A 20,039-nucleotide genomic window follows, 5' to 3' on the forward strand; every position below is an offset into this window, starting at 1 on the left:
TATTTATCCATTAGGATGGAAACATGTCTAAAGTTCTTACCAATCTCCCTGTAGGCGAGCGCGTAGGTATCGCGTTCTCCGGTGGCCTCGACACCTCGGTGGCAGTAGCCTGGATGCGCGACAAGGGCGCCATCCCTTACACCTACACTGGCGACCTCGGCCAGTACGATGAGCCAGATATCGACGCAGTACCTGGCCGTGCATTGGAGTACGGCGCAGAGAACTCCCGTCTGGTTGACTGCAAGCCTGCTCTGGTTGAAGAAGGCTTCGCAGCACTTGCTTGCGGCGCTTTCCACATCCGCACCGGCGGCAAGACCTACTTCAACACCACCCCACTGGGCCGCGCCGTAACCGGCACCCTGCTGGTACGCGCCATGCGCGAAGATGGTGTGGATGTCTGGGGCGATGGTTCGACCTACAAGGGCAACGACATCGAGCGCTTCTACCGCTACGGCCTGATGGCCAACCCGAAGCTGCGCATCTACAAGCCTTGGCTTGACCCCAACTTCGTCGCCGAGCTCGGTGGCCGCCAGGAAATGTCAGAGTGGCTGCAGGAGCACGGTTTCCCTTACCGTGATTCGGCTGAGAAGGCATACTCCACCGACGCCAACATCTGGGGCGCAACCCACGAGGCGAAGACCCTGGAACTGCTCAACAGCTCCATCGAGTCCGTTGAGCCGATCATGGGCGTGAAGTACTGGGACGAGAACGTCGAGATCAAGACCGAAGATGTTTCGGTCTCCTTCGTGGCCGGCCGTCCGGTTGCCATCAACGGCAAGGAGTTCACCGATTCGGTGGCTCTGGTCAACGAAGCGAACATCATCGGTGGACGACACGGCCTGGGCATGAGCGACCAGATCGAGAACCGCATCATCGAAGCCAAGTCCCGCGGCATCTACGAAGCACCAGCAATGGCGCTGCTGTACATCGCCTACGAGCGCCTGGTCAACGCGATCCACAACGAGGACACCGTAGCCAGCTACCACAACGAAGGCCGCCGTCTGGGCCGCCTGATGTACGAAGGCCGCTGGTTGGATCCACAGGCCCTGATGCTGCGCGAATCGCTGCAGCGCTGGGTCGGCTCGGCCATCACGGGTACCGTTACCATCCGCCTGCGCCGTGGCGATGACTACACGATCCTCAACACCGAGGGCGAGAACCTGAGCTACCACCCGGACAAGCTGTCCATGGAGCGCGTTGGCGATGCAGCCTTCGGCCCAGTGGATCGCATCGGCCAGCTGACCATGCGCAACCTGGACATCGCGGATTCCCGCGGCCGTCTGGAACAGTACGCCACCATGGGTCTGGTTGGCGGCACCACCGCTGAACTCGTTGGTTCGCTGGAAGCCGGTGGCGCTGATGACATCGTGAACGCAACCCAGGTTGATGTCGATGATCTGGCTACCGACCGCGCTATCGAGTCCGCTGCATTCGATGCAGGCACCGACTAAGCGCTAAAGCCTAGCTAGAAGATCGGCCAGGTTCTCCCCTTGCGGGAAGAACCTGGCCGATCTTTCTTTTTGTCCGCAAATCCCTTCTGGAGAGAAAAATAGCCCCGACGTGCAAGACGCCGGAGACTCCCCTGAACTGGAAGCTATTAGCTCTCTATCAAGGCCAGCAGAGGGCTCACCGCAATGGTGAAACCGACCAGGGAAATGAGCCGAAGTACCAAACGTACGCGAGCGCCTTGCTTGGTATTTGGCTCCGGCAACCGGAACCCTTGTTCAACGATCCACACCAGAATGGTGATGACTACGCCGGTCAGTGCCACCTGCCCTGTAGCCAGACCGGAAAGCAGGGACACCACTCCGACGCCGATGATGACACCGACGCAAGCCTGGAAAACCAGGTGCAACGGCGTGCGGGTTGCTCCCATCCGCGGGACTTTACGCTGGGCGCCGGGGGTCTCGTCCCGGTCTTCTTGTGGAATCATTTCTCCTTGTTTCCTGCTCGTTTAAACCTGTGCTTTCGCGGGGCCGCGCGAAGACACCACTTCCTTGGACAACAGCAGGCCACTGCCGCCGTTAAAAACCACAGTACCGAACCGTGGAGCCCGGGCTAGTTCTTCGAATCCCAGGGCACGATGAAGCGCCAAAGACGCAGTATTCTGCGCGTTGACCACGCACCATGCGGTCGAAGCGCGCTGCGCAATCCATGACAGCCTGGCCTCGGTTAGGCTTCGTGCCACGCCCCGTTGCCGGTATCCGCAGGCAACCTCGATCCCGGCAAGGTAATAGCCAGCTGGCGCCAACGGATCAGCAGGCTCCCACCAATGGGCTCGAGCCCAGCCAAGCAGCTCTCCGGCCGGGTTCTTGACGACTACCTGGCATTCACCAGCGCTCCAATTTCCAGGTTCAGCCTGACGCCCCAAACTCTCCGACAGCCGACGGATGGCCGGGTGGTCCGCTGCCTGCATTGGCTGCGTCGCAACTATGGGGCTTATCATTCGTGATCAGTCGATGGACATCGGCTTTGGTGGCATCGGGTGCGCCATCTTCAGCTTGTTCGATTCCGCAAAGGGCGCAACACCGATACTCATCTTGGTGAAGTCCAGCTTGGCTTCGCGGATGCACGTCTTGATCGCAGCGACTGCAAGCTTTGGAGCTGGCGATAGGACTCGGATGTTCAGCTTTCGGTTACCGAAATCGCTGGACTCCACCGTGCCCAGTCCGCGCCATGCCAAGTGGCCGGTCAGCGCTTCCTTGGCCTTCTTGTCCAGGTACTGGTCGCGTTCGGTGCCATTTGCCGATTTCAGCGCGTACTGCACGATAACCCACGACTGATCTTCTTCCTTGATCTCTGCATAGCCTTCGGCAGCACAGGCTTCAGCGAAACCAGCGAACAATTCGTCGGCGCGGTCGGTGTTTACGTCCTGGACTTCATTGGTCTTGGACATATGTCCCACGGTGCCGTGATTGATCACGAACTGACCCAATTCATCGTCCTCGAACTGCTGGAACCATGCTTCGCGGAATTCCAGTTCGTTCTTTTCGTTCATCCGGTAGGTGCGAATGATCGCCATGTGATTACCCCTTGGGTCTACGGTGTGCTTAGTTATCTAAATTTTTGGAGGCTTCGGCAAGCTGTGCGGCTAGGCGCTCAGCCTTGGATTGCCAGGTGGCGCGGTGTTCGGCATTGAACGGTGCATCGTTGTTGATCACGGTGCCGAGCAACAGTCCAGCTTCTCTTCCAATACTACGAACTAGGGAAGCTGGATAGTTCATGCCTATTTCATGTTCGGCGAATTCATCTTCATCATCAAGGAACACGCCTTGGCTACGTGAACGAATCACGTCCAAATCCATGTCAATGGAGTTGACTTCCCAAGCGCCACGCTTCATCCGTCGCCATCCGATGTTGCTGGACAGGTCGATGTAGACATCAAAATCTTCCAGTGCATCCGCATAGAGGGTGGCAATCCACTGGCCCGAGTGTGGAATCAGGCAGAGCGCATTACTCGCTGCCAAGTGTGCGGTGCCCGGACGGGCTACCAGTGCGCCGGCCGGCTGGTGAAGCCAATGTCCGTATTTGTCCTGTCCGAGATAAAATCCGGGCACCACCCAGTGCGGGCTGGAATCATACTTCCAGGCGCGCGCTACCACCAAGGAACCCTCGGCGATAGTTTCTGGGCTACGGGGCAGGTCTACCGGGCAGCCGGACGGTAGGCTCACAGCTTCGGAATCTGACCGGTAGGTAGGTCTTGTCCAGGGAGGGGCCGGGCGAATGGAACCTTGGTTCCCAGAACCTGCGCCAGGGTATCGCGGGCTACCTGCTGTGCAGTCAGTCCAACGCGGTCCAAGACCTCAGCCCGAGTTCCGTGCGCCAAGAATTCGGTAGGCAAACCTACTTCGTTCAGAGCCGTGTCGACCCCAGCGGCGCGCATTTCGGTGCGCAAGCGCGAACCCACACCGCCGACTCGTACGCCATCTTCGATGCAGACCACAATGCGGTGGCGGGCTGCCAGTGAAATCACCGAGGTTGGCATTGGTAGAACCCAACGAGGATCCACCACGGTCACCGATACGCCCTGGCTGTTCAGTCGTTCTGCGACATCCAGCGAAAGCTCACTCATGGCGCCCACGGAAACGATGAGAACATCCGGTGCGGAACGGTCCCCCAAGCGTGCCAGAACATCCACGCCATCTGGCAGGCGGTCCACAGCTTCGATGGGTTCACCCACCGAGCCCTTGGAGAATCGCACGACACTTGGCGCATCATTGATGTCCAGGGCTTCACGCAGTTCCTCCCGCAGGCGGTCGGCATCGCGCGGAGCAGCCAGATGCAGGTTAGGCACGATCTGGGTCAGCGCCATATCCCACATGCCGTGGTGGCTGGCGCCGTCCGGGCCGGTGACTCCAGCGCGGTCCAGCACGATGGTGACACCGGCCTTATGCAGGGCCACGTCCATCAGCAATTGGTCAAAGGCACGGTTGAGGAAGGTCGCGTAGACGCAGACCACCGGGTGCAGTCCGCCAAAGGCAAGGCCGGCGGCAGTAGTCATGGCGTGCTGTTCGGCGATGCCCACGTCAATGACGCGTTCAGGGTGTTCCTGGGACATTTTCTTCAGGCCCACTGGCTGCAGCATGGCACCGGTGATCGCCACAATGTCCTCGCGCTCGTTGGCCACCGCCGCGATCTCTTCTCCGAAGACGCTGGTCCAGCTCTGCGCGCTGGACTTGGAAACCGGCAGACCGGTGATTGGGTCGATAACGCCAACGGCGTGGAACTGGTCAGCTTCATCGGCGCGGGCCGGAGCGTAGCCGTGGCCCTTCTCGGTCAGGGCATGCACGAGCACTGGGCCCGCGTACTGCTTGGCCTGCTGTAGCGCTTCTTCTACTGCGCGCTGGTTGTGGCCATCGATCGGGCCGATGTACTTCAGGCCCAGGTCCTCGAACAGGCCTTGCGGTGCCCACCAGTCCTTGATGCCCTTCTTGGTGGCATGCAGAGACTTGTAAGTGAAATCGCCTACTGGCCCGGATCCCTTGAGCTTGACCTTGAGCTTATCCATGGCGTTCTCGTAGGCCGGGTGGGTACGGAACTTGTCCAGCTGCTGGCGCAGTCCCGAAAGCTGGTTGGCCAGGCCGCCGATGGTCGGGGCGTAGGAGCGGCCGTTGTCGTTGACCACGATGACTGCTTTGCGGTCCTTGTCGGCAGCGATGTTGTTGACAGCTTCCCAGGCCATGCCGCCGGTCAAGGCGCCATCGCCCACCAGGGCTACGGCGTAGCGGTCATTGTTATTCATCAGCTTGTTGGCGCGGGAAATTCCATCAACCCACGACAGCGAGGAGGAAGCATGGGAGGACTCAACAACATCGTGTTCTGATTCACCGCGGTCAGGGTAGCCCGACAGGCCCCCTTGCTGGCGCAAGGTCTCGAAATTCTGGCGTCCGGTAACCAGCTTGTGCACATACGACTGGTGTCCCGTATCGAAGACTATGGAGTCAGTTGGGGAATCGAAGACACGATGGATGCCCAAGGTCAGCTCGATAACACCGAGATTGGGGCCCAAATGGCCGCCAGTACGCGCAACATTGTCGATGAGGAAGCTGCGGATTTCCTCCGCCAAGTCGTCGAGCTGCTCGAGGGTAAGCGCCCGCAGGTCACTTGGTTTCTTGATGGTCTTCAATAAAGACACGTTCATCCCCTTCACAAATTCGCCGACAATAGGCTGGAAAGCCCATGCGAAATACCTAGTTTACCGCGTTCAAGGCTTCTTTCATTATCCGCCAACCATCTTGCCGGTGCTAATTTCCTAGCAATGACGTTCACTACCTTCTGGAAGCTGTGACCGGCTCTGTCCATTTTCCATGCGGGCAAGCGTATCAGCCAGCATTTGGTGTCCCTGGGCTTCAAATACCTCGTCACCGACTTCATGAGCCCAGACCGCAGTTCCGATCCCTTCGCGCAATTCCATGATCCCCCAGGCCTTTTCCTCTCGCGGGTCGCCGCCGTATCCGCGCAGGAACGCAGCTTCCAAATCCGCACGCCCTTTCCACTGTTGCACCGCTAGCCGCGCGAAGTCGCTGGCAGCGGGACGGAATTCGAATCGGCCGAAGTCAATGATGCGAAGCTTGCCGCGATCAACGAGCCAGTTGCGCGGTTGCCAATCTCCATGGGTTGGCACCAAGATGGCAGGTTTCGGATCGTAGTTTTTGAGGATGTTCTCGATCCGCTCGCAGAGCGCTGGTTCAATGCGATGCTTGCGGTCTAAGAGCAGGAGGAACTTGCGCGTCAGCCGCGCTTCGTAGCCATGATCCAGTTGTTGTTCTTGTGCATGCAGGAGCTTGAGCGCACTGCCCGCCTGCTGATGGACTTCCGAGTCGAATTCCCAGGCCGTTCCTGCGCTTAGTTCCCCGGGCTGGTAATCCATGATCGCCAAGCGCAAGCTGTGACTTGCGTGCAGCAGCTGTGCTGCCAGTCCTGCATTTTTCAATGGCCCGGTGTAGCTGCGGTGGGCTAGGATCTCTCGGTCCAGATGGTGGTTGGCTTCTCCCCCGGTCTTGGCTACGACATGACGTGTTCCGGCCCGCAAATGCAGGACCTTGGTGTCGGTGAGGTTCCATGACATGTCGGCCACGACGTCAACCGGGCCAAGCCACTGGCGTATCTGCTGTGCGTGCGCTGATGGCAGCAAGTCTTCAAGCGCTGGAGCAGCCATCGATCAATCCTCCTCATAGTTTGGAATCACTTGGTTGCCGGAGATTTTTGGGGTGCCTGGCAAAGATTTTCCCCTGCCAGTGGCAGCTCGCTAGGCTGGTTGCATGGACATTCCTGAGCGCACCGGTGAAACTGCCTACCGATATTCGCAGGTAGCAGAAGCCTACATCGATATGTTTGGGGCGCCAGAGCAGGCGGAGGATCAAGACCGGGAACTGATTGCCCAGTGGGCCGCACAGATCCATGGTCCAGTACTTGACGCTGGCTGCGGTCCGGGACATTGGACGCAGTTCATTGCTGATGCTCATCGGTGCGCCACTGGCGTTGATCTTGTGCCCGAGTTCTTGGAATATGCGCGTGCAAACTTTCAGAAACCAGAATTCCTGCGCGCTGATCTGGCGCACCTGCCATTTGACGATCAGCATTTTTCCGGGGTGCTCGCCTGGTATTCGGTAATCCATGCTCCACCGGCCGAGCTAGGACCGCTGTTGAATGAGCTGGCCCGGGTGCTGAAACCAGGCGGAACGCTCTTGCTCGGATTCTTTGCCGGCAATCAGCTGGAGGCCTTTGCCCACCAAGTCGCCCTGGCCTGGTATTGGCCTCCGGCGGATCTATCGCTGCTCTTGGAACAGGCCGGACTGAAGGTGCTTCAGGCCGGCACCCGCACTCGGGCAGAAGCTCGCACCCATGGGCATCTGCTAGCGCAAAAGCGGGCTTAAACGACTTAGGACCCAAGGCAATTGCCTTGGGTCCTAAATCTTGTCCGCGATGCGGATCTACCTACAGATGCCCTTCGACCGGAGCCGAAGTGGATCTACTAGTTAGCAGCAGCGATCTGGCGCAGTACGTACTGCAGGATGCCACCGTTGCGGTAGTAGTCAGCTTCACCTGGGGTGTCGATGCGCAGAACTGCGTCGAACTCGGTAACCTTGCCGTCTTCAGCGGTTGCGGTGACCTTCAGGGTCTTCGGGGTGGTGCCGTTGTTCAGCTCGGTCACGCCGGAAACTGCGAAGGTTTCGGTACCGGTCAGACCCAGTGAATCAGCGGACTCGCCTTCAGGGAACTGCAGTGGCAGAACGCCCATGCCGATCAGGTTCGAACGGTGGATACGCTCGAACGACTCGGTGATGACAGCCTTGACACCCAGCAATGCGGTGCCCTTGGCAGCCCAGTCACGCGAGGAGCCCGAACCGTATTCCTTGCCGCCCAGAACGACCAGCGGGGTGCCGGCAGCCTTGTAGTTCTCCGCTGCGTCGTAGACGTAAGCCTGCGGAGCACCTTCCTGGGTGAAGTCGCGGGTGAAGCCACCCTCGACGCCGTCCAGCAGCTGGTTCTTGATGCGGATGTTCGCGAAGGTACCGCGGATCATGACTTCGTGGTTACCACGGCGCGAGCCGTAGGAGTTGAAGTCCTTGCGATCCACGCCGTTCTCGATCAGGTAGCGGCCAGCCGGGGTTTCCGACTTGAACGAACCTGCAGGCGAGATGTGGTCGGTGGTAACCGAGTCGCCCAGCTTCAGCAGCACGCGAGCGCCGTTGATGTCCTCAACTGGCTGTGGTTCTGCGGTCATGCCGTCGAAGTAAGGTGCCTTGCGTGCGTAGGTCGACTTCTCGTCCCATGCGAAGGTGGAACCCTCTGGGGTATCCAGTGCCTTCCAGCGTGCGTCGCCTTCGAAGACTCCGTCGTAGCCCTTAGCGAACATTTCCTTGTCAATCGACGAGTCAATGATCTCCTGGACCTCGACAGGCGATGGCCAGATGTCCTTCAGGAAGACATCGTTGCCCTCGGCGTCCTTGCCCAGTGCGTCGGTTTCGAAGTCGAAGTCCATGGTGCCAGCCAGTGCGTAAGCGATAACCAGTGGCGGGGAAGCCAGGTAGTTCATCTTCACGTCCGGGTTGATGCGGCCTTCGAAGTTGCGGTTACCCGACAGGACTGCGGTTGCTGCGAGATCGTTGGCGTTGATGGCCTCGGAGATCTCAGCATCCAGTGGACCGGAGTTACCGATGCAAGTTGCGCAACCGTAGCCGACAACGAAGAAGCCGAGCTTCTCCAGGTATGGCAGCAGACCGGACTTCTCGTAGTACTCGGTTACAACCTTCGAGCCTGGTGCGACCGAAGTCTTGACCCATGGCTTGGAGGTCAGGCCCTTGTCAGCTGCGTTGCGAGCCAGTACGGCTGCGGCCAGCATGACCGAAGGGTTGGAGGTGTTGGTGCACGAGGTGATCGAAGCGATCGAAACCAGGCCGTGGTCCAGGGTGAACTGGGTGCCATCTTCCTTGGTGACCTCGACGGCTACCGATGGGCGGCCAGCGCCCTGGGTGTCCTCGGCGTCCGATACGTAGTTGTGCAGGTCCTTGCGGAACTGCTCCTTCGAGCTCGACAGCTCGATGCGGTCCTGTGGGCGCTTCGGGCCGGCGATCGATGGAACCACGGTGGACAGGTCCAGCTCGAGGTATTCCGAGAAACGGATCTCGCGGCTTGGATCGTGCCACATGCCCTGTTCCTTGGCGTAAGCCTCGACCAGTGCCACGTTCTCTTCGCTGCGGCCGGTCAGGCGCAGGTAGTCGAGGGTGACATCGTCGATTGGGAACATTGCGGCGGTCGAGCCGAATTCTGGGGACATGTTGCCGATGGTTGCACGGTTAGCCAGTGGCACTGCGGCCACGCCTTCGCCGTAGAACTCAACGAACTTGCCAACAACACCGTGCTTGCGCAGCATTTCGGTGATGGTCAGCACCACGTCGGTTGCGGTAGCGCCAGCTGGGATCGAACCTGCCAGCTTGAAACCGACAACGCGTGGGATCAGCATGGAGACAGGCTGGCCGAGCATTGCTGCTTCGGCCTCAATGCCGCCAACGCCCCAACCCAGCACGCCCAGGCCGTTGACCATGGTGGTGTGGGAGTCGGTGCCTACGCAGCTATCTGGGTAAGCGCGCAGTACGCCGTCGACCTCGCGGGTCATGACGGTGCGTGCCAGGTACTCGATGTTGACCTGGTGCACGATGCCGGTGCCTGGTGGGACGACCTTGAAGTCGTCAAACGCAGTCTGGCCCCAGCGCAGGAACTGGTAACGCTCGCCGTTGCGCTGGTACTCGATCTCCATGTTGCGCTCGACAGCGCCTTCGAAACCGAAGGTGTCGATCTGCACGGAGTGGTCGATAACCATTTCAGCAGGTGCCAGCGGGTTAACGCGGGTTGGGTCACCGCCGAGGTCCTTGACGGCCTCGCGCATGGTTGCCAGGTCAACGACACAAGGCACACCGGTGAAGTCCTGCATCAGCACACGTGCAGGGGTGAACTGGATCTCGGTGTTCGGCTGAGCCGAAGCATCCCACTGACCCAGTGCATTGATGTGCTCGTTAGTTACGTTCGCGCCGTCTTCGGTGCGAAGCAGGTTCTCAAGAAGAACCTTAAGGCTGTAAGGAAGGCTGTCCGAGCCTTCAACCGTATTTAGTCGGTAAATTTCGTATTCGGTTCCATTGACGTCAAGTACGCCCTTGGCACCGAAGCTGTCCACATTGCTCACGTGGGACTCCTCTCGCCAGACACTCATTCTGTTGCACACGCACACTGCTATTCCAGTTAGGAGTCCCTAACTGAGATAGTCAGGGCCCTAGCGTGGCAGAGCTAAAAACAGTCTATCGCCAAAGCAGTTAAAAAGACTCCTCGGAATAAATTTTCAGCCAAATTCGTGTCTAAACGGACAAATTCTGATGTTTAACGGCGCACGAAGAGTCCAATGGACTCCATATGGTGGGTGTGCGGGTACAAATCGTGAATCTCCAAATGATCTAATTCATAGCCGCGGCCCATCAAACGCGCGGTATCCCGGGCAAAAGCCGCCGGATCGCAGGAGACGTAACAAATACGCGAAACGCCACTGGAAGCCAGTTCGGCGGCGACCTGCTTTTCTAGACCGGTACGTGGTGGATCAAGCACTACGGCATCCAAAGTCGCATCGTGTGCGACCTGGCGTAACACTCGCTCAACACGGCCGCGGATTACCGTGGCCTGCGAATAATCGCGCAGGTTCTTCTTCGCATCGGCGTGGGTTCCCGGAGCGCCTTCAATCGAGAAGACCCGGCCCCCGGTGCCAACCGCCTTGGCCAACGGCACGGAGAAGAGTCCGGCCCCGGCATAGAGATCGGCAATTTGCTCGCCCGCGGCAGGTTCGGTCAGCTCGATAACCCGCGAAGAGAGCAGGCTGGCCGCTTCACGGTGCACCTGCCAGAAGCCTTCACCGGTAATGCGGAACTTCTCCCCCAGCACCTTTTCGATCAGGTGCGCCGAACCGGCCAAGGTCTGCAAGCTGCCCTTGCCATCGGCTGCCGAACCGCCATGCTGGCTGAAGGAAGCAACGTTCACGCCCTCGGGGAACTGCTTAGCCACCTTTGCCGCTGCGCCATCGCGGGCTTCGGCAAGCAGGATCAGCACGGTGCGGTCATCCTGGCTGGACACCGCAGCTTCCACACGCTCAATGCCCGAGTAGTCAACGGAGTACAGGCCGGTAGCCTCGATAGCCGGGTGTGCCAGCGGCATCTGCGAGATGCTGATCAGCTCGTTGCTGCGGAAGGCACTCATTGCGAGATTGCCCTGGGCATCGACCGAATAGGACATGCGGGTACGCCAGCCCAAGCCATCAGCTGAACCCTTGACGCCCTGCACTGCAGGGAAGTTGTAGTCTTCTGCCTTCAATCCGCCCAGACGGGTCAGCTGCTCGGCGGCAACCTGCGACTTCAGCTCACGCTGGTATTCCAGGCGCATGTGGCCGAATTCGGCCCCGCCGACTGGATCACGGTGCTTCAAGGCATCAGCCGCATCCCAGAAATGCGGCACGCGGTGCTCGCTGGCTTCCAGCACCTCGGTGACATCGGCACGCCAGAACTTGGCCTCGGGCGCCGAGTCGGTCAGGCGTACGTTCACCAGCTCTCCGGGGATGCCGTGGCGTACGAAAATCACGCGGCCTTCATGGCGGGCGACGGTGTGGCCGCCATGGGCGATCTTGCCCAGGCGGACGGTCAGAGTTGGTGATTCAGTCATCGTTCTTGTCTTTCATCAGAAGCATTAAATTTGGCGGTGTGCCGAGGACTCTTCAGTGGCCCCGCCACCGAGGGCGCGCGAGGCACTGAGCAGGCGCCATGGCACCGAGGCAATCAGCACGCCTGGTTCATAGTGCAAGCGGTTCTTCACGCGCAATGCTGTTTGGTTGTGCACCAGCTGTTCCCACCAGTGGCCCACAACGTATTCCGGGATATAGACAACAATCAGCTCCCGCGGGGATTCGCGCTTGATCGAACGAATATGCTCAATCAACGCCCCTGGAATGTCTCGATAGGGGGAAGCCAGCGCCGTGATCGGCACCGGAATTTGCAGCCTCTCCCAGTCCTGCAGGGTCTTCTCGGTCTTGCCGCGCTCCACATCCACGATGATTGCCTCAAGCTTGGATGGGCGCGATGCGCGGGCGAAGGCCAGGGCGCGCAGCACCGGCTTGCGCACGGTGGATACCAGCACCAGGGCGTGCACGCGCGATGGCAAAGCAGTCGCGGCACCGGATTCATCTACTGCCAGTTCGTCATCAACCTTTTGGTAGTGGCGCTGCAGCGAATCCATAATCACCATCAGCACCACAATGCCCAGCACGGCCAACCAGGCGCCGTGGACAAATCGGGTGGCCAAGACAACCACCAAGACCAATGCCGAAAGAATCAGTCCCACAAGGTTCAGCAGGCGTTTGCGCTGCTTGGCCGCGCGGATCCTGCGGTCAGCGATGGGGACCAGTACGCGCTTCCAGTGCTTGAGCATGCCCAGCTGGCTAAGCGTGAAGGACACGAAGACGCCTACCACGTAGAGCTGGACCAGCAAGGTGACATCGCCTTGGAACAACAGCACCAGTGCAATCGCGGCCACGCCTAGGGACAGGATGCCGTTGGAGAACCCCAAGCGATCTCCTCGGGTGCGCAGCTGCCGTGGAAGGAACCCATCGGTAGCCAGGTGGCTGGCCAGCAGCGGGAAAGAATTGAATGCCTGGTTGCCAGCCAGCATCAGCACCGCAATAGTCAGCACCGAAACCACGACCAGCCCGAAGGTGAAGTCGCCAAACACTGCCTGGGCCAACTGCCCCAAGACTGGGACCTGCACAAAGCTTTCAGGGATGGGTGCGCCATCGAGCAAGAAAGAGGCTTGCGGATCAGCGACGACCTTGATGCCGGTGGCGCGGGCAAGCATCAGCGTGCCCAGGGTCAGCACGCCCGAGAGCAGACCCAGCACCAGCAGGATCCGGGCCGCGTTCTTGGCTCGCGGCTTGGCCAGGGTCTGCACGTTGGAGATCGGAACTTCGATGCCGGTCAGCGCCGCAGAACCGGTGCTGAAAGCACGCAGGATCAGCAGTGCGCCGACTACCCCGTGCAGCCCGTTGGCAAATTCTGCCTCGGGAACAATCGTGAAGTTCGCGCTCGGAGCAAGGCCCAGTGAACCGGTTGCCGCCATCACGCCGCCAATGGCTACCAGCGCCAGCATGCCGAAGACGAAGAGGTAGACCGGGATGGCCAACGTCCAGCGCCCCTGTCCCTTGCCCCGCAGGTTTCCCACCACGAGGAATGCTACGAGACCAGCGGCCACCCACGCTTTGTATTCACCCAGCGCCGGGAAAATGGCGCTGAGGTACAAGGCAGCTGAAGAACTGGACACCGCAACGGTCAGGACAAAGTCCACCAGCAGCGCAGCGGCCACAGCCGTTCCCGAACGCGCGCCCAGGTTCTTCTTGACGATTTCGTAGTCGCCGCCGCCGGAAGGGTACTCCATCACCGATTGGCGATAGGAGAGCACCAGGACCACCAGCACGGCAAGCACAGCCAGCCCGACCATCGGAGAAAGCATGGTCGCAGCCAGGCCTGCCATGGCCAGGGTCAGCAAGATTTCATCTGGCGCGTACGCCAAGGACGACAGGGCGCTCGACGAGAAAATCGGCAACGCAACGTTAGGTGGGAGCGGCTTCTTATTCAGCTGTTCAGTTCTGAAAGGCCGGCCCACGAGGATCCGCTTGAGACCATCAAATAATGCAGGCACGAGACAACGTTATCGCAGGGTGCAAGGCACACGGGTGGCGCACCACAGATAATCTGAGCCCGATCAGCGCTATTGTTGCATTCGAAGCACACAACATGTGTGCGCCAGTTGATACCTATCAAGCAGTAAACCCAAGGAGTTCTCGGTGGCACATTTCGTGATCATGGGGTGCGGACGAGTCGGTGTCTCGTTGGCTCATACGCTGGATTCAGCGGGGCATTCTGTGGCAGTCATTGATCAGGACCCGCATGCCTTCCGCCGATTGAGCAAAAGCTTCACCGGGACCACGGTCACCGGCATGGGGTTCGACAAGGACACCTTGGAAGCTGCCAAAATCGACGAGGCCTACGCGTTCGCGGCGGTATCCAGCGGTGATAATTCCAACATTCTCGCTACTCGCGTATCGCGCGAAACCTATAACGTTCCCCATGTGGTGGCTCGCATCTACGACCCGGGACGCGCAGAAATTTATCAGCGCTTGGGCATCCCCACGGTAGCTGCCGTGCGTTGGAGCACCGACCAGGTGCTGCGCCGGATCTTGCCCGACTATTCGATGCGCGGGGACTTCCGCGAGCCTTCTGGCAGGCTGGTGCTTTCCGAAGTGGCACTGCACCGCGACTGGTATGGACGCCTGGTCAAGGATCTGGAAGCGGCAGCCGGGGTACGCGTTGCCTACCTGACCCGCTTCGGAGAAGGAACCATCCCGGAGAACCGCACCCGGTTGCAGGGCGGGGACCTGGTGCATGTGATGATGCGCCTTGATGAGACCAAGGATGTCGAAAAGATTCTCGCCAGCCCGCCAACGCCACTTTCCAACGACTAATCAGAGAGGCACCCAATGAAGGTCATGATTGCCGGGGCCGGCTCGGTCGGTTCCTCCATCGCCCGCGAACTTGTCATCAACCACCACGAAGTCCTGCTCATCGACTTGCAGCCGGAAATGGCTGACCGCGCCGATCTGGAAGCAGTGAAGTGGCTGATCGGCGATGCCTGCGAATTAGCGGTCCTCCAGCAGGCCCAGCTTGAAGAATATGACGTAGTCGTTTCGGCGACCGGCGATGACAAGGTGAACCTTGTGGTCTCGTTGCTGGCCAAGAGCGAATTCGGCATCCGCCGTACCGTAGGCCGAGTGAACAATCCAAAGAATGAATGGATGTTCGACGATGCGTGGGGCGTAGATGTCGCAGTGAGCACTCCGCGGCTGATGACCGCGCTGGTGGAAGAAGCCGTAGAGGTGGGCGACCTGGTGCGCCTGCTGACCTTGAAGACCGGCGAGGTCTACATGGTCGAGTTCACCGTCCCGCATGACTCGGCGTTGATTGGCCGCAGCATTGGCCGTATCTCATGGCCCGAGGACACCACCATGATGGCCGTTGTCCGCGATAAGACGCCGTTCCCGCCAAGTGCTGATGACGTGATTGAGGGTGGCGATGAAATCTTCTTCATCACCACCCCTGGAGCAGAACCCCTGTTGCGCCGCACCTTGCGCGACGCCACCCGCTAGGCCGCTGGACCTGGCTGGTTAGGCTCGCTGCCTGCTGCCACAGCCGGTCTGGAGACCAGCCAGGCAAACCACAGGGCCGCGGCATACAGCGGCACGCCCATCAGGGCGCGTGCCAAGCCCAAGGACACCACCTGGTCCGAGAAGTACATCGGGATCTGCACTGCCAAGCGCAAGGCGAACACTGCAATCAAGATCCAGGTAGCTACCTGGTAGCGGCGGAGCCGTTCGGGCCTTTTGCGCCATTCGGTGCCTTCATTGCGGATGAAGCCGAAGAGCAAGCCGATCAGCGGCCAGCGAACTACAACCGAAATAATCAGGCCGACCATGTAGGCCGCTGAGACGTAGAACCCTGGGACGTAGTAGTCTTTGGCGTTGCCTGAATTCCTTGCGGCAAAGGCACAGATCAAGATGCCCAGCAGCCCCGATCCTGCTTGAATCAGCGTTGAGCGCTTGACCAGGCGGATGATCATGAAGATCATGCCAAGGCCGATCGAGGCGATCAGCGCCCAGGTCAGGTTGCTGGTGAACGCGAAAACCATGATGAAGAGGAAACCGGGAAGCACCGTCTCCAGAATTCCGCGCACTCCTCCGACGGTGGTGAGCAAGTCGATCCCGCCGTCAGCGTTTTGCGCGATGCTGGAGTTCGAACCGATCATTTCCGCGAAGCTTGGCTGCTTGGCTTGCGGCGCGGATTCATCTTCCGGACGAGGTTCTTCGTTGTTCATCTTGTGTACTTCCAGTTAGGCGCCAGTACCCTGGCGTGCTCAAAACCTGTGGGCTGCCCGGTTTATCCGCGAGCCTCCGGAACAATTACGTAGCGCGGGTTGAAGATCGTGGGGATCTGCTCCACCAGAGCGACCATGCCCGAGTATTCGACCTTCACCCCCGGCTTGATGCCCGGAACGGATTTCTGCCCCATGAAGATCAACCGCACATGCGGGACCGTGCCACGACGAGCGGACATGGTGCCGAGCCGATCCACCACCACGGCGGTCAGCAATGGCGCCTCGTTGGGTGCGGAATAGCTGACCGACTGGACGTACCCGGCATGCTTTACTCGGCCGCGGGCAGGCAGCTGCTCCAGGTCTTCCACACACTCGTAACTAAGCTTCTGGTCCGATGGGCCCAGTTGCGTTGTGACGGGCTTATCCTTCAGCGACATTCATTAGCCGATCTGGGTGATCTCTGGTCCGCGTTCCGGACGCTTCAGATCCGGGGCCTGCTCGGCATTTGCTGGGCGGGTCTGCGCATTGGACGGAACGCTCAGCGGCAGCAGTTCTGCTGGTGGCAATGGCTTGTCACCGCGGTTGACCACTACGTTGCGCAGGATCTCATCGACGACACCGGCTGCTTCTTCGTTGCTGATGGCTGCGCCGCCAATGACTGCGCGCAGGAACCAGCGGCGCCCGTCGATGCCGACGAAACGCAGTGCAACATGGCCGGCACGGCCATCTGGAAGCTGCTGCGGCACCTTGGCCAGCAACTCGGGACCGTACTCGCCATCGCGGGTGAAGATTTCACCCTGCTGCGCGTTGATGTCGTTCTTGATCTTGTCGCTGATTCCTGGCCACAGCGATTCGGACTTCGAAGAGGAGAAAGCCATGAGCTGGATACGCGACTCGGCGATCTCCAGCGACACTGCGATCACACGCTTGTTGGACTCTTCGACGTCCATGCGGACCTTCATGCCGGTTACTGGCTTGATCAGGATCGAGCCGAAGTCCAAGTACTCCTGCGTATCTTCGATATCGCCGTAGTCGAACGGACCGGTTTTTGGCTCGGTTTCACCCTGAGCTGCTTCAGGAGCCGGGGCGGCTTCTGGCTGCTCGTTGGCTTTCTTACGCTTGAAAATCATGGTGTCCTTAGAAAATCTTGTCTTGCCCTCAAGGGTACTTACTTGGAGTTGAATCCGCCGGTCGAGCCGAATCCCCCGGTGCCACGAGCGCTATCGTCTAGCGAATCGGCTTCAATGAACACGGCCCGCTCAACTTTCTGGATGACCAACTGGGCGATGCGGTCGCCGCGGTTGACTTCGAAAGCTGCTGACTTGTCCGTGTTCAGCAAAGTGACCATGATCTCACCTCGGTACCCAGCGTCTACAGTACCCGGTGCGTTCACCACGGTAATACCGTGCTTGGCTGCCAAGCCGCTGCGTGGGTGCACCAAGCCAACATAGCCATGGGGAATGGCCAGGGCAATACCCGTTGGAATCAGCGCGCGAGCACCGGGCTCAAGCACCAAGGATTCACGAGCGTGCAAGTCAGCACCTGCATCGGAAGGGTGGGCATAGCTTGGGACCGGCAGGTCGGGGTCAAGCATCTTGATGGCAACGGAAATTGATGGTTCGCTCATCGGTGTAGGTCGTCCCCCGGAGTTATGTGAAATAGTCACTCGATAGTTTTCTCGTGCCTAACTCTATCGCGCGCGCCTAGGAATCACCTGCCACCAGCACCGAGGTCATGATTCAAAGAAATATTGCCTAAACTTGGAACCATGAGTAATTCCAGCCCAGAGGGTTCAACCGTCCTGTTCAGCGAAAAGCTTTGGCCATCTGCCAGCACCTGGATTTGGCCCATCATCATCGCCATCACCGCCGGTGTTGCCCTTGCGCCTGTTAACGCCATCGTTGGCTGGGTTGCCGGCGGCGTTGTCTTGATCTCCCTGGTCGTCGTCTTCCTCTTGCGCGTGCCGACCATCGAAGTCACCAACGATCTGGTGACCGTGGGACGAGCCAGCATCGAGCGCAAGTACATCGGTGAAGTCATCGGTTACCGCGGTGAAGAAGGATTCAAGCAGCGCGGCCAGAAGCTTCACGGCTTGGCCTACATGCTGTTGCGCGGCTGGATCGATGGCGTAGTGCGCATGGAAGTCATTGACGAGCGCGACACCACTCCTTACTGGTTGACCTCCACCCGACGCCCCGAAGAGCTGGCAGCAGCCCTGTCCGGCGTCATGTACGAATTCACCGATGAAGGCATCAGCGAAGCAGCGAAGCTGGAAGAAGCAGAAGACGCTTCCGACGACTAACCCCGTACCGCTTTGCGCACATCACAATGATGGCGCCCAGGACCGCAAGGTCCAGGACGCCATCATTATTTAGTGCTGTTGCAGGTTTCTTCTAGCCTTCGCACTCGCTGCAGAATTTTTGCCCATTTTCTTCACGGGCCAGCTGTGTACGGTGGCGCACCATGAAGCAGGAAACGCAGGTGAACTCATCGACCTGCTCCGGCAGGATTTCGATGCTCACATCTTCTTGCGCTGCTTCTCCGCCGGGCAGCACATACTCTTCAGCTAGCGGCGTCTCGGCCTCATCGATCAGATTGGCCATGGCTGCAGTTTTGCCTGCCTTGAGCTGAGCGATTTCTTTGGCGCGATCCGCCTCTGACATAGCTACCGGTGCAGCAGATTCAATTGCCATAATCGTTTATTCGCTCTTTCCTGCAGGTCTTCGTCCCAACCGGCCGCTTCACAAGGTGAAAACTTATCCCGGCATAGAAGTATAACGTTCTTCAGCCAAATCCATTCCCGGGTCACGCCACACTAAGCAACGGTCGGCCGGTTCTGAAAAATACTGCGTGAGGTTGATGACTAATCTTGCGCCACACCCGGCGCGGTGGTAGGAATTCAGCCCTCGAGGTGGCAAAGTTTTACACAGGAAATAAAGCGTGTGGAGGGTATAAATGCGTCAGCTGAGACTGGTAGGGATTCATGAAAATGGTTCCAGCCTGCAGGTCAGCAGTGACGACGGGATGAGCTTCGAGCTACCCGTTGATGATGCACTGCGCAGTGCAATGGCCGAAATCGCCCGTTCGCGGGCTCCAAGGAACCGTGAGGAGTCCTCGGTCCACTCGCCGCGTGAAATTCAAGCGCGAGTGCGCGCTGGTGCTTCCGCCTACGATCTCTCTCTCGAATGGGACATCCCTGTCGAGGACATCGTCAAATACGAAGGCCCGGTATTGGCCGAGCGCGAGCACATCGCCGAGCTGGCCCGCCGCGTCGAGGTCTCCGGACCGCAGACGGATGCCGAGTACCGTGAAGTCTTCGGTGAAGAGCCTGCTGATCTTGGCTCCATGGTGATGCACCGCCTGCATCAGCTCCATATCGATGCCGAGTCGGCTCGCTGGAATGCTTGGAAGGATCCAGAAGGCCAGTGGATCGTCACCGTGCAGTTCGATTCCCCGCTTCCCGCCGAAAACGTCGAGTCCCTGGGCTCCGAATCGGCTGAGGCTTCAGCGAATGTCGCGCGTTGGGCATTTACCCCGGCACGCAAATCCTTGAAGAACCTGAACCGTTGGGCGCAGACTTTGAGCGAACAGGTCGCTCCCGAATACTTTCGCCCGATCTCCGCGCTGAATCAGCCTGAACACGAGTCCCCTGCTGCCTCCAGCACTCCGGAAGCGGATGAGACCGAAGAGCTGGTCACCTTGCTCAACGCTCGTCGCGGTCAGCGTCCCAAGGAGCAGGATTCCGAGCGCGAGTCGCGTTACAACGAGATCATCGAGCGTGGCATGAGCAAGTACGATGCCGATGATGAGGATTCATTGCCGCATCTTCCGCAGGGCATCTCCGCGCGCACCTCGCAGCTGGTGGTTGTCACCGATCAGGACCAGGAAGATTCCAACGGTGCTGAGGACAAGACTGCTGAACAGGGCGATGACGCCGCTCCACGCAGCAAGGCCAAGCGTTCCTCGGTTCCTAGCTGGGATGACATCATGTTCGGCAAGCGCAAGAAGGACACCGATTCCTAAGGCGCAGCCGAGGTAGAACACAAATAGGTATGGGAGCAACATTGATTCAATGTTGCTCCCATACC

General features: G+C 59.4%; 20 protein-coding genes. 6 read left to right on the plus strand and 14 right to left on the minus strand.

Features of this window, described 5'->3' with window-relative positions; genetic code table 11:
* Positions 1-23 precede the first annotated feature (23 nt).
* Positions 24-1,451 (plus strand): argininosuccinate synthase, encoded by a 1,428-nt coding sequence (argG, locus tag AARI_RS10855; protein ID WP_013349334.1) that lies wholly within the window; start codon positions 24-26, stop codon positions 1,449-1,451.
* A gap of 146 nt (positions 1,452-1,597) precedes the next feature.
* On the opposite strand, the gene AARI_RS10860 is transcribed toward argG, so the two are convergent.
* The 6 genes from AARI_RS10860 to AARI_RS10885 form a co-directional block, all read right to left on the minus strand.
* Positions 1,598-1,933, minus strand: a complete 336-nt coding sequence (locus tag AARI_RS10860) for a hypothetical protein (RefSeq protein ID WP_013349335.1) — start codon at positions 1,931-1,933, stop codon at positions 1,598-1,600.
* 21 nt (positions 1,934-1,954) lie between these two features.
* On the minus strand, positions 1,955-2,416 hold the full coding sequence (locus tag AARI_RS10865; protein ID WP_013349336.1) for a GNAT family N-acetyltransferase: 462 nt from the start codon (positions 2,414-2,416) through the stop codon (positions 1,955-1,957).
* A 36-nt stretch (positions 2,417-2,452) separates the two neighbouring features.
* Positions 2,453-3,022 (minus strand): hypothetical protein, encoded by a 570-nt coding sequence (locus AARI_RS10870; protein ID WP_013349337.1) that lies wholly within the window; start codon positions 3,020-3,022, stop codon positions 2,453-2,455.
* A 28-nt stretch (positions 3,023-3,050) separates the two neighbouring features.
* Complete coding sequence (locus tag AARI_RS10875; RefSeq protein ID WP_013349338.1) at positions 3,051-3,671, minus strand: DUF402 domain-containing protein; 621 nt, start codon at positions 3,669-3,671, stop codon at positions 3,051-3,053.
* Positions 3,668-5,635 (minus strand): 1-deoxy-D-xylulose-5-phosphate synthase, encoded by a 1,968-nt coding sequence (dxs, locus tag AARI_RS10880; RefSeq protein ID WP_013349339.1) that lies wholly within the window; start codon positions 5,633-5,635, stop codon positions 3,668-3,670. The genes AARI_RS10875 and dxs overlap by 4 nt, the downstream gene beginning before the upstream one ends.
* A 117-nt stretch (positions 5,636-5,752) precedes the next feature.
* Positions 5,753-6,658, minus strand: a complete 906-nt coding sequence (locus AARI_RS10885) for a phosphotransferase family protein (RefSeq protein WP_013349340.1) — start codon at positions 6,656-6,658, stop codon at positions 5,753-5,755.
* Positions 6,659-6,761: 103 nt separating this feature from the next.
* On the opposite strand from AARI_RS10885, the gene AARI_RS10890 reads away from it, so the two are divergent.
* Positions 6,762-7,376: a class I SAM-dependent methyltransferase gene (locus AARI_RS10890; RefSeq protein WP_013349341.1), complete on the plus strand. Its 615-nt coding sequence runs from the start codon at positions 6,762-6,764 to the stop codon at positions 7,374-7,376.
* Positions 7,377-7,474: 98 nt separating this feature from the next.
* Here the strand turns inward: AARI_RS10890 and acnA are convergent, their stop codons facing one another.
* The 3 genes from acnA to AARI_RS10905 all read right to left on the minus strand — a co-directional run bounded on the left by acnA (position 7,475) and on the right by AARI_RS10905 (position 13,722).
* The gene (gene acnA / locus AARI_RS10895) at positions 7,475-10,183 is read right to left on the minus strand and encodes an aconitate hydratase AcnA (protein WP_013349342.1); all 2,709 of its coding nucleotides are present in this window, start codon (positions 10,181-10,183) and stop codon (positions 7,475-7,477) included.
* A gap of 191 nt (positions 10,184-10,374) precedes the next feature.
* Positions 10,375-11,697 (minus strand): class I SAM-dependent RNA methyltransferase, encoded by a 1,323-nt coding sequence (locus tag AARI_RS10900; RefSeq protein ID WP_013349343.1) that lies wholly within the window; start codon positions 11,695-11,697, stop codon positions 10,375-10,377.
* Positions 11,698-11,721: 24 nt separating this feature from the next.
* Positions 11,722-13,722, minus strand: coding sequence for an APC family permease (locus AARI_RS10905; protein WP_013349344.1), 2,001 nt, complete (start codon positions 13,720-13,722; stop codon positions 11,722-11,724).
* Between the two features lie 145 nt (positions 13,723-13,867).
* On the opposite strand from AARI_RS10905, the gene AARI_RS10910 reads away from it, so the two are divergent.
* Entirely contained in the window at positions 13,868-14,545 is a 678-nt protein-coding gene (locus AARI_RS10910; RefSeq protein ID WP_013349345.1) for a potassium channel family protein, read from the plus strand.
* Positions 14,546-14,560: 15 nt separating this feature from the next.
* Entirely contained in the window at positions 14,561-15,226 is a 666-nt protein-coding gene (locus AARI_RS10915) for a potassium channel family protein (protein WP_013349346.1), read from the plus strand.
* Here AARI_RS10915 and AARI_RS10920 read toward each other — a convergent pair.
* The 4 genes from AARI_RS10920 to dut form a co-directional block, all read right to left on the minus strand.
* Positions 15,223-15,951, minus strand: coding sequence for a DUF3159 domain-containing protein (locus tag AARI_RS10920; RefSeq protein WP_013349347.1), 729 nt, complete (start codon positions 15,949-15,951; stop codon positions 15,223-15,225). The two genes, AARI_RS10915 and AARI_RS10920, sit on opposite strands and share 4 nt — an antisense overlap.
* Before the next feature lie 62 nt (positions 15,952-16,013).
* A complete protein-coding gene (locus tag AARI_RS10925) occupies positions 16,014-16,319 on the minus strand; it encodes a hypothetical protein (protein ID WP_102597474.1) in 306 nt (101 codons plus the stop codon).
* Between the two features lie 72 nt (positions 16,320-16,391).
* On the minus strand, positions 16,392-17,081 hold the full coding sequence (locus tag AARI_RS10930; RefSeq protein ID WP_013349349.1) for a DUF3710 domain-containing protein: 690 nt from the start codon (positions 17,079-17,081) through the stop codon (positions 16,392-16,394).
* 38 nt (positions 17,082-17,119) lie between these two features.
* Entirely contained in the window at positions 17,120-17,578 is a 459-nt protein-coding gene (gene dut, locus AARI_RS10935; RefSeq protein ID WP_013349350.1) for a dUTP diphosphatase, read from the minus strand.
* A 141-nt stretch (positions 17,579-17,719) separates the two neighbouring features.
* Between dut and AARI_RS10940 the strand changes: the two genes are divergently transcribed.
* Positions 17,720-18,253 (plus strand): DUF3093 domain-containing protein, encoded by a 534-nt coding sequence (locus AARI_RS10940; protein ID WP_013349351.1) that lies wholly within the window; start codon positions 17,720-17,722, stop codon positions 18,251-18,253.
* 91 nt (positions 18,254-18,344) lie between these two features.
* On the opposite strand, the gene AARI_RS10945 is transcribed toward AARI_RS10940, so the two are convergent.
* Positions 18,345-18,644 carry a DUF4193 family protein gene (locus AARI_RS10945; protein ID WP_013349352.1) on the minus strand — a complete coding sequence of 100 codons (300 nt, stop codon included), beginning with the start codon at positions 18,642-18,644 and terminating at the stop codon, positions 18,345-18,347.
* 262 nt (positions 18,645-18,906) lie between these two features.
* On the opposite strand from AARI_RS10945, the gene sepH reads away from it, so the two are divergent.
* Positions 18,907-19,974, plus strand: coding sequence for a septation protein SepH (gene sepH / locus AARI_RS10950; protein WP_013349353.1), 1,068 nt, complete (start codon positions 18,907-18,909; stop codon positions 19,972-19,974).
* The last annotated feature ends 65 nt before the right edge of the window (positions 19,975-20,039 follow it).

This window comes from Glutamicibacter arilaitensis Re117 (assembly GCF_000197735.1).
Lineage (GTDB): Bacteria > Actinomycetota > Actinomycetes > Actinomycetales > Micrococcaceae > Glutamicibacter > Glutamicibacter arilaitensis.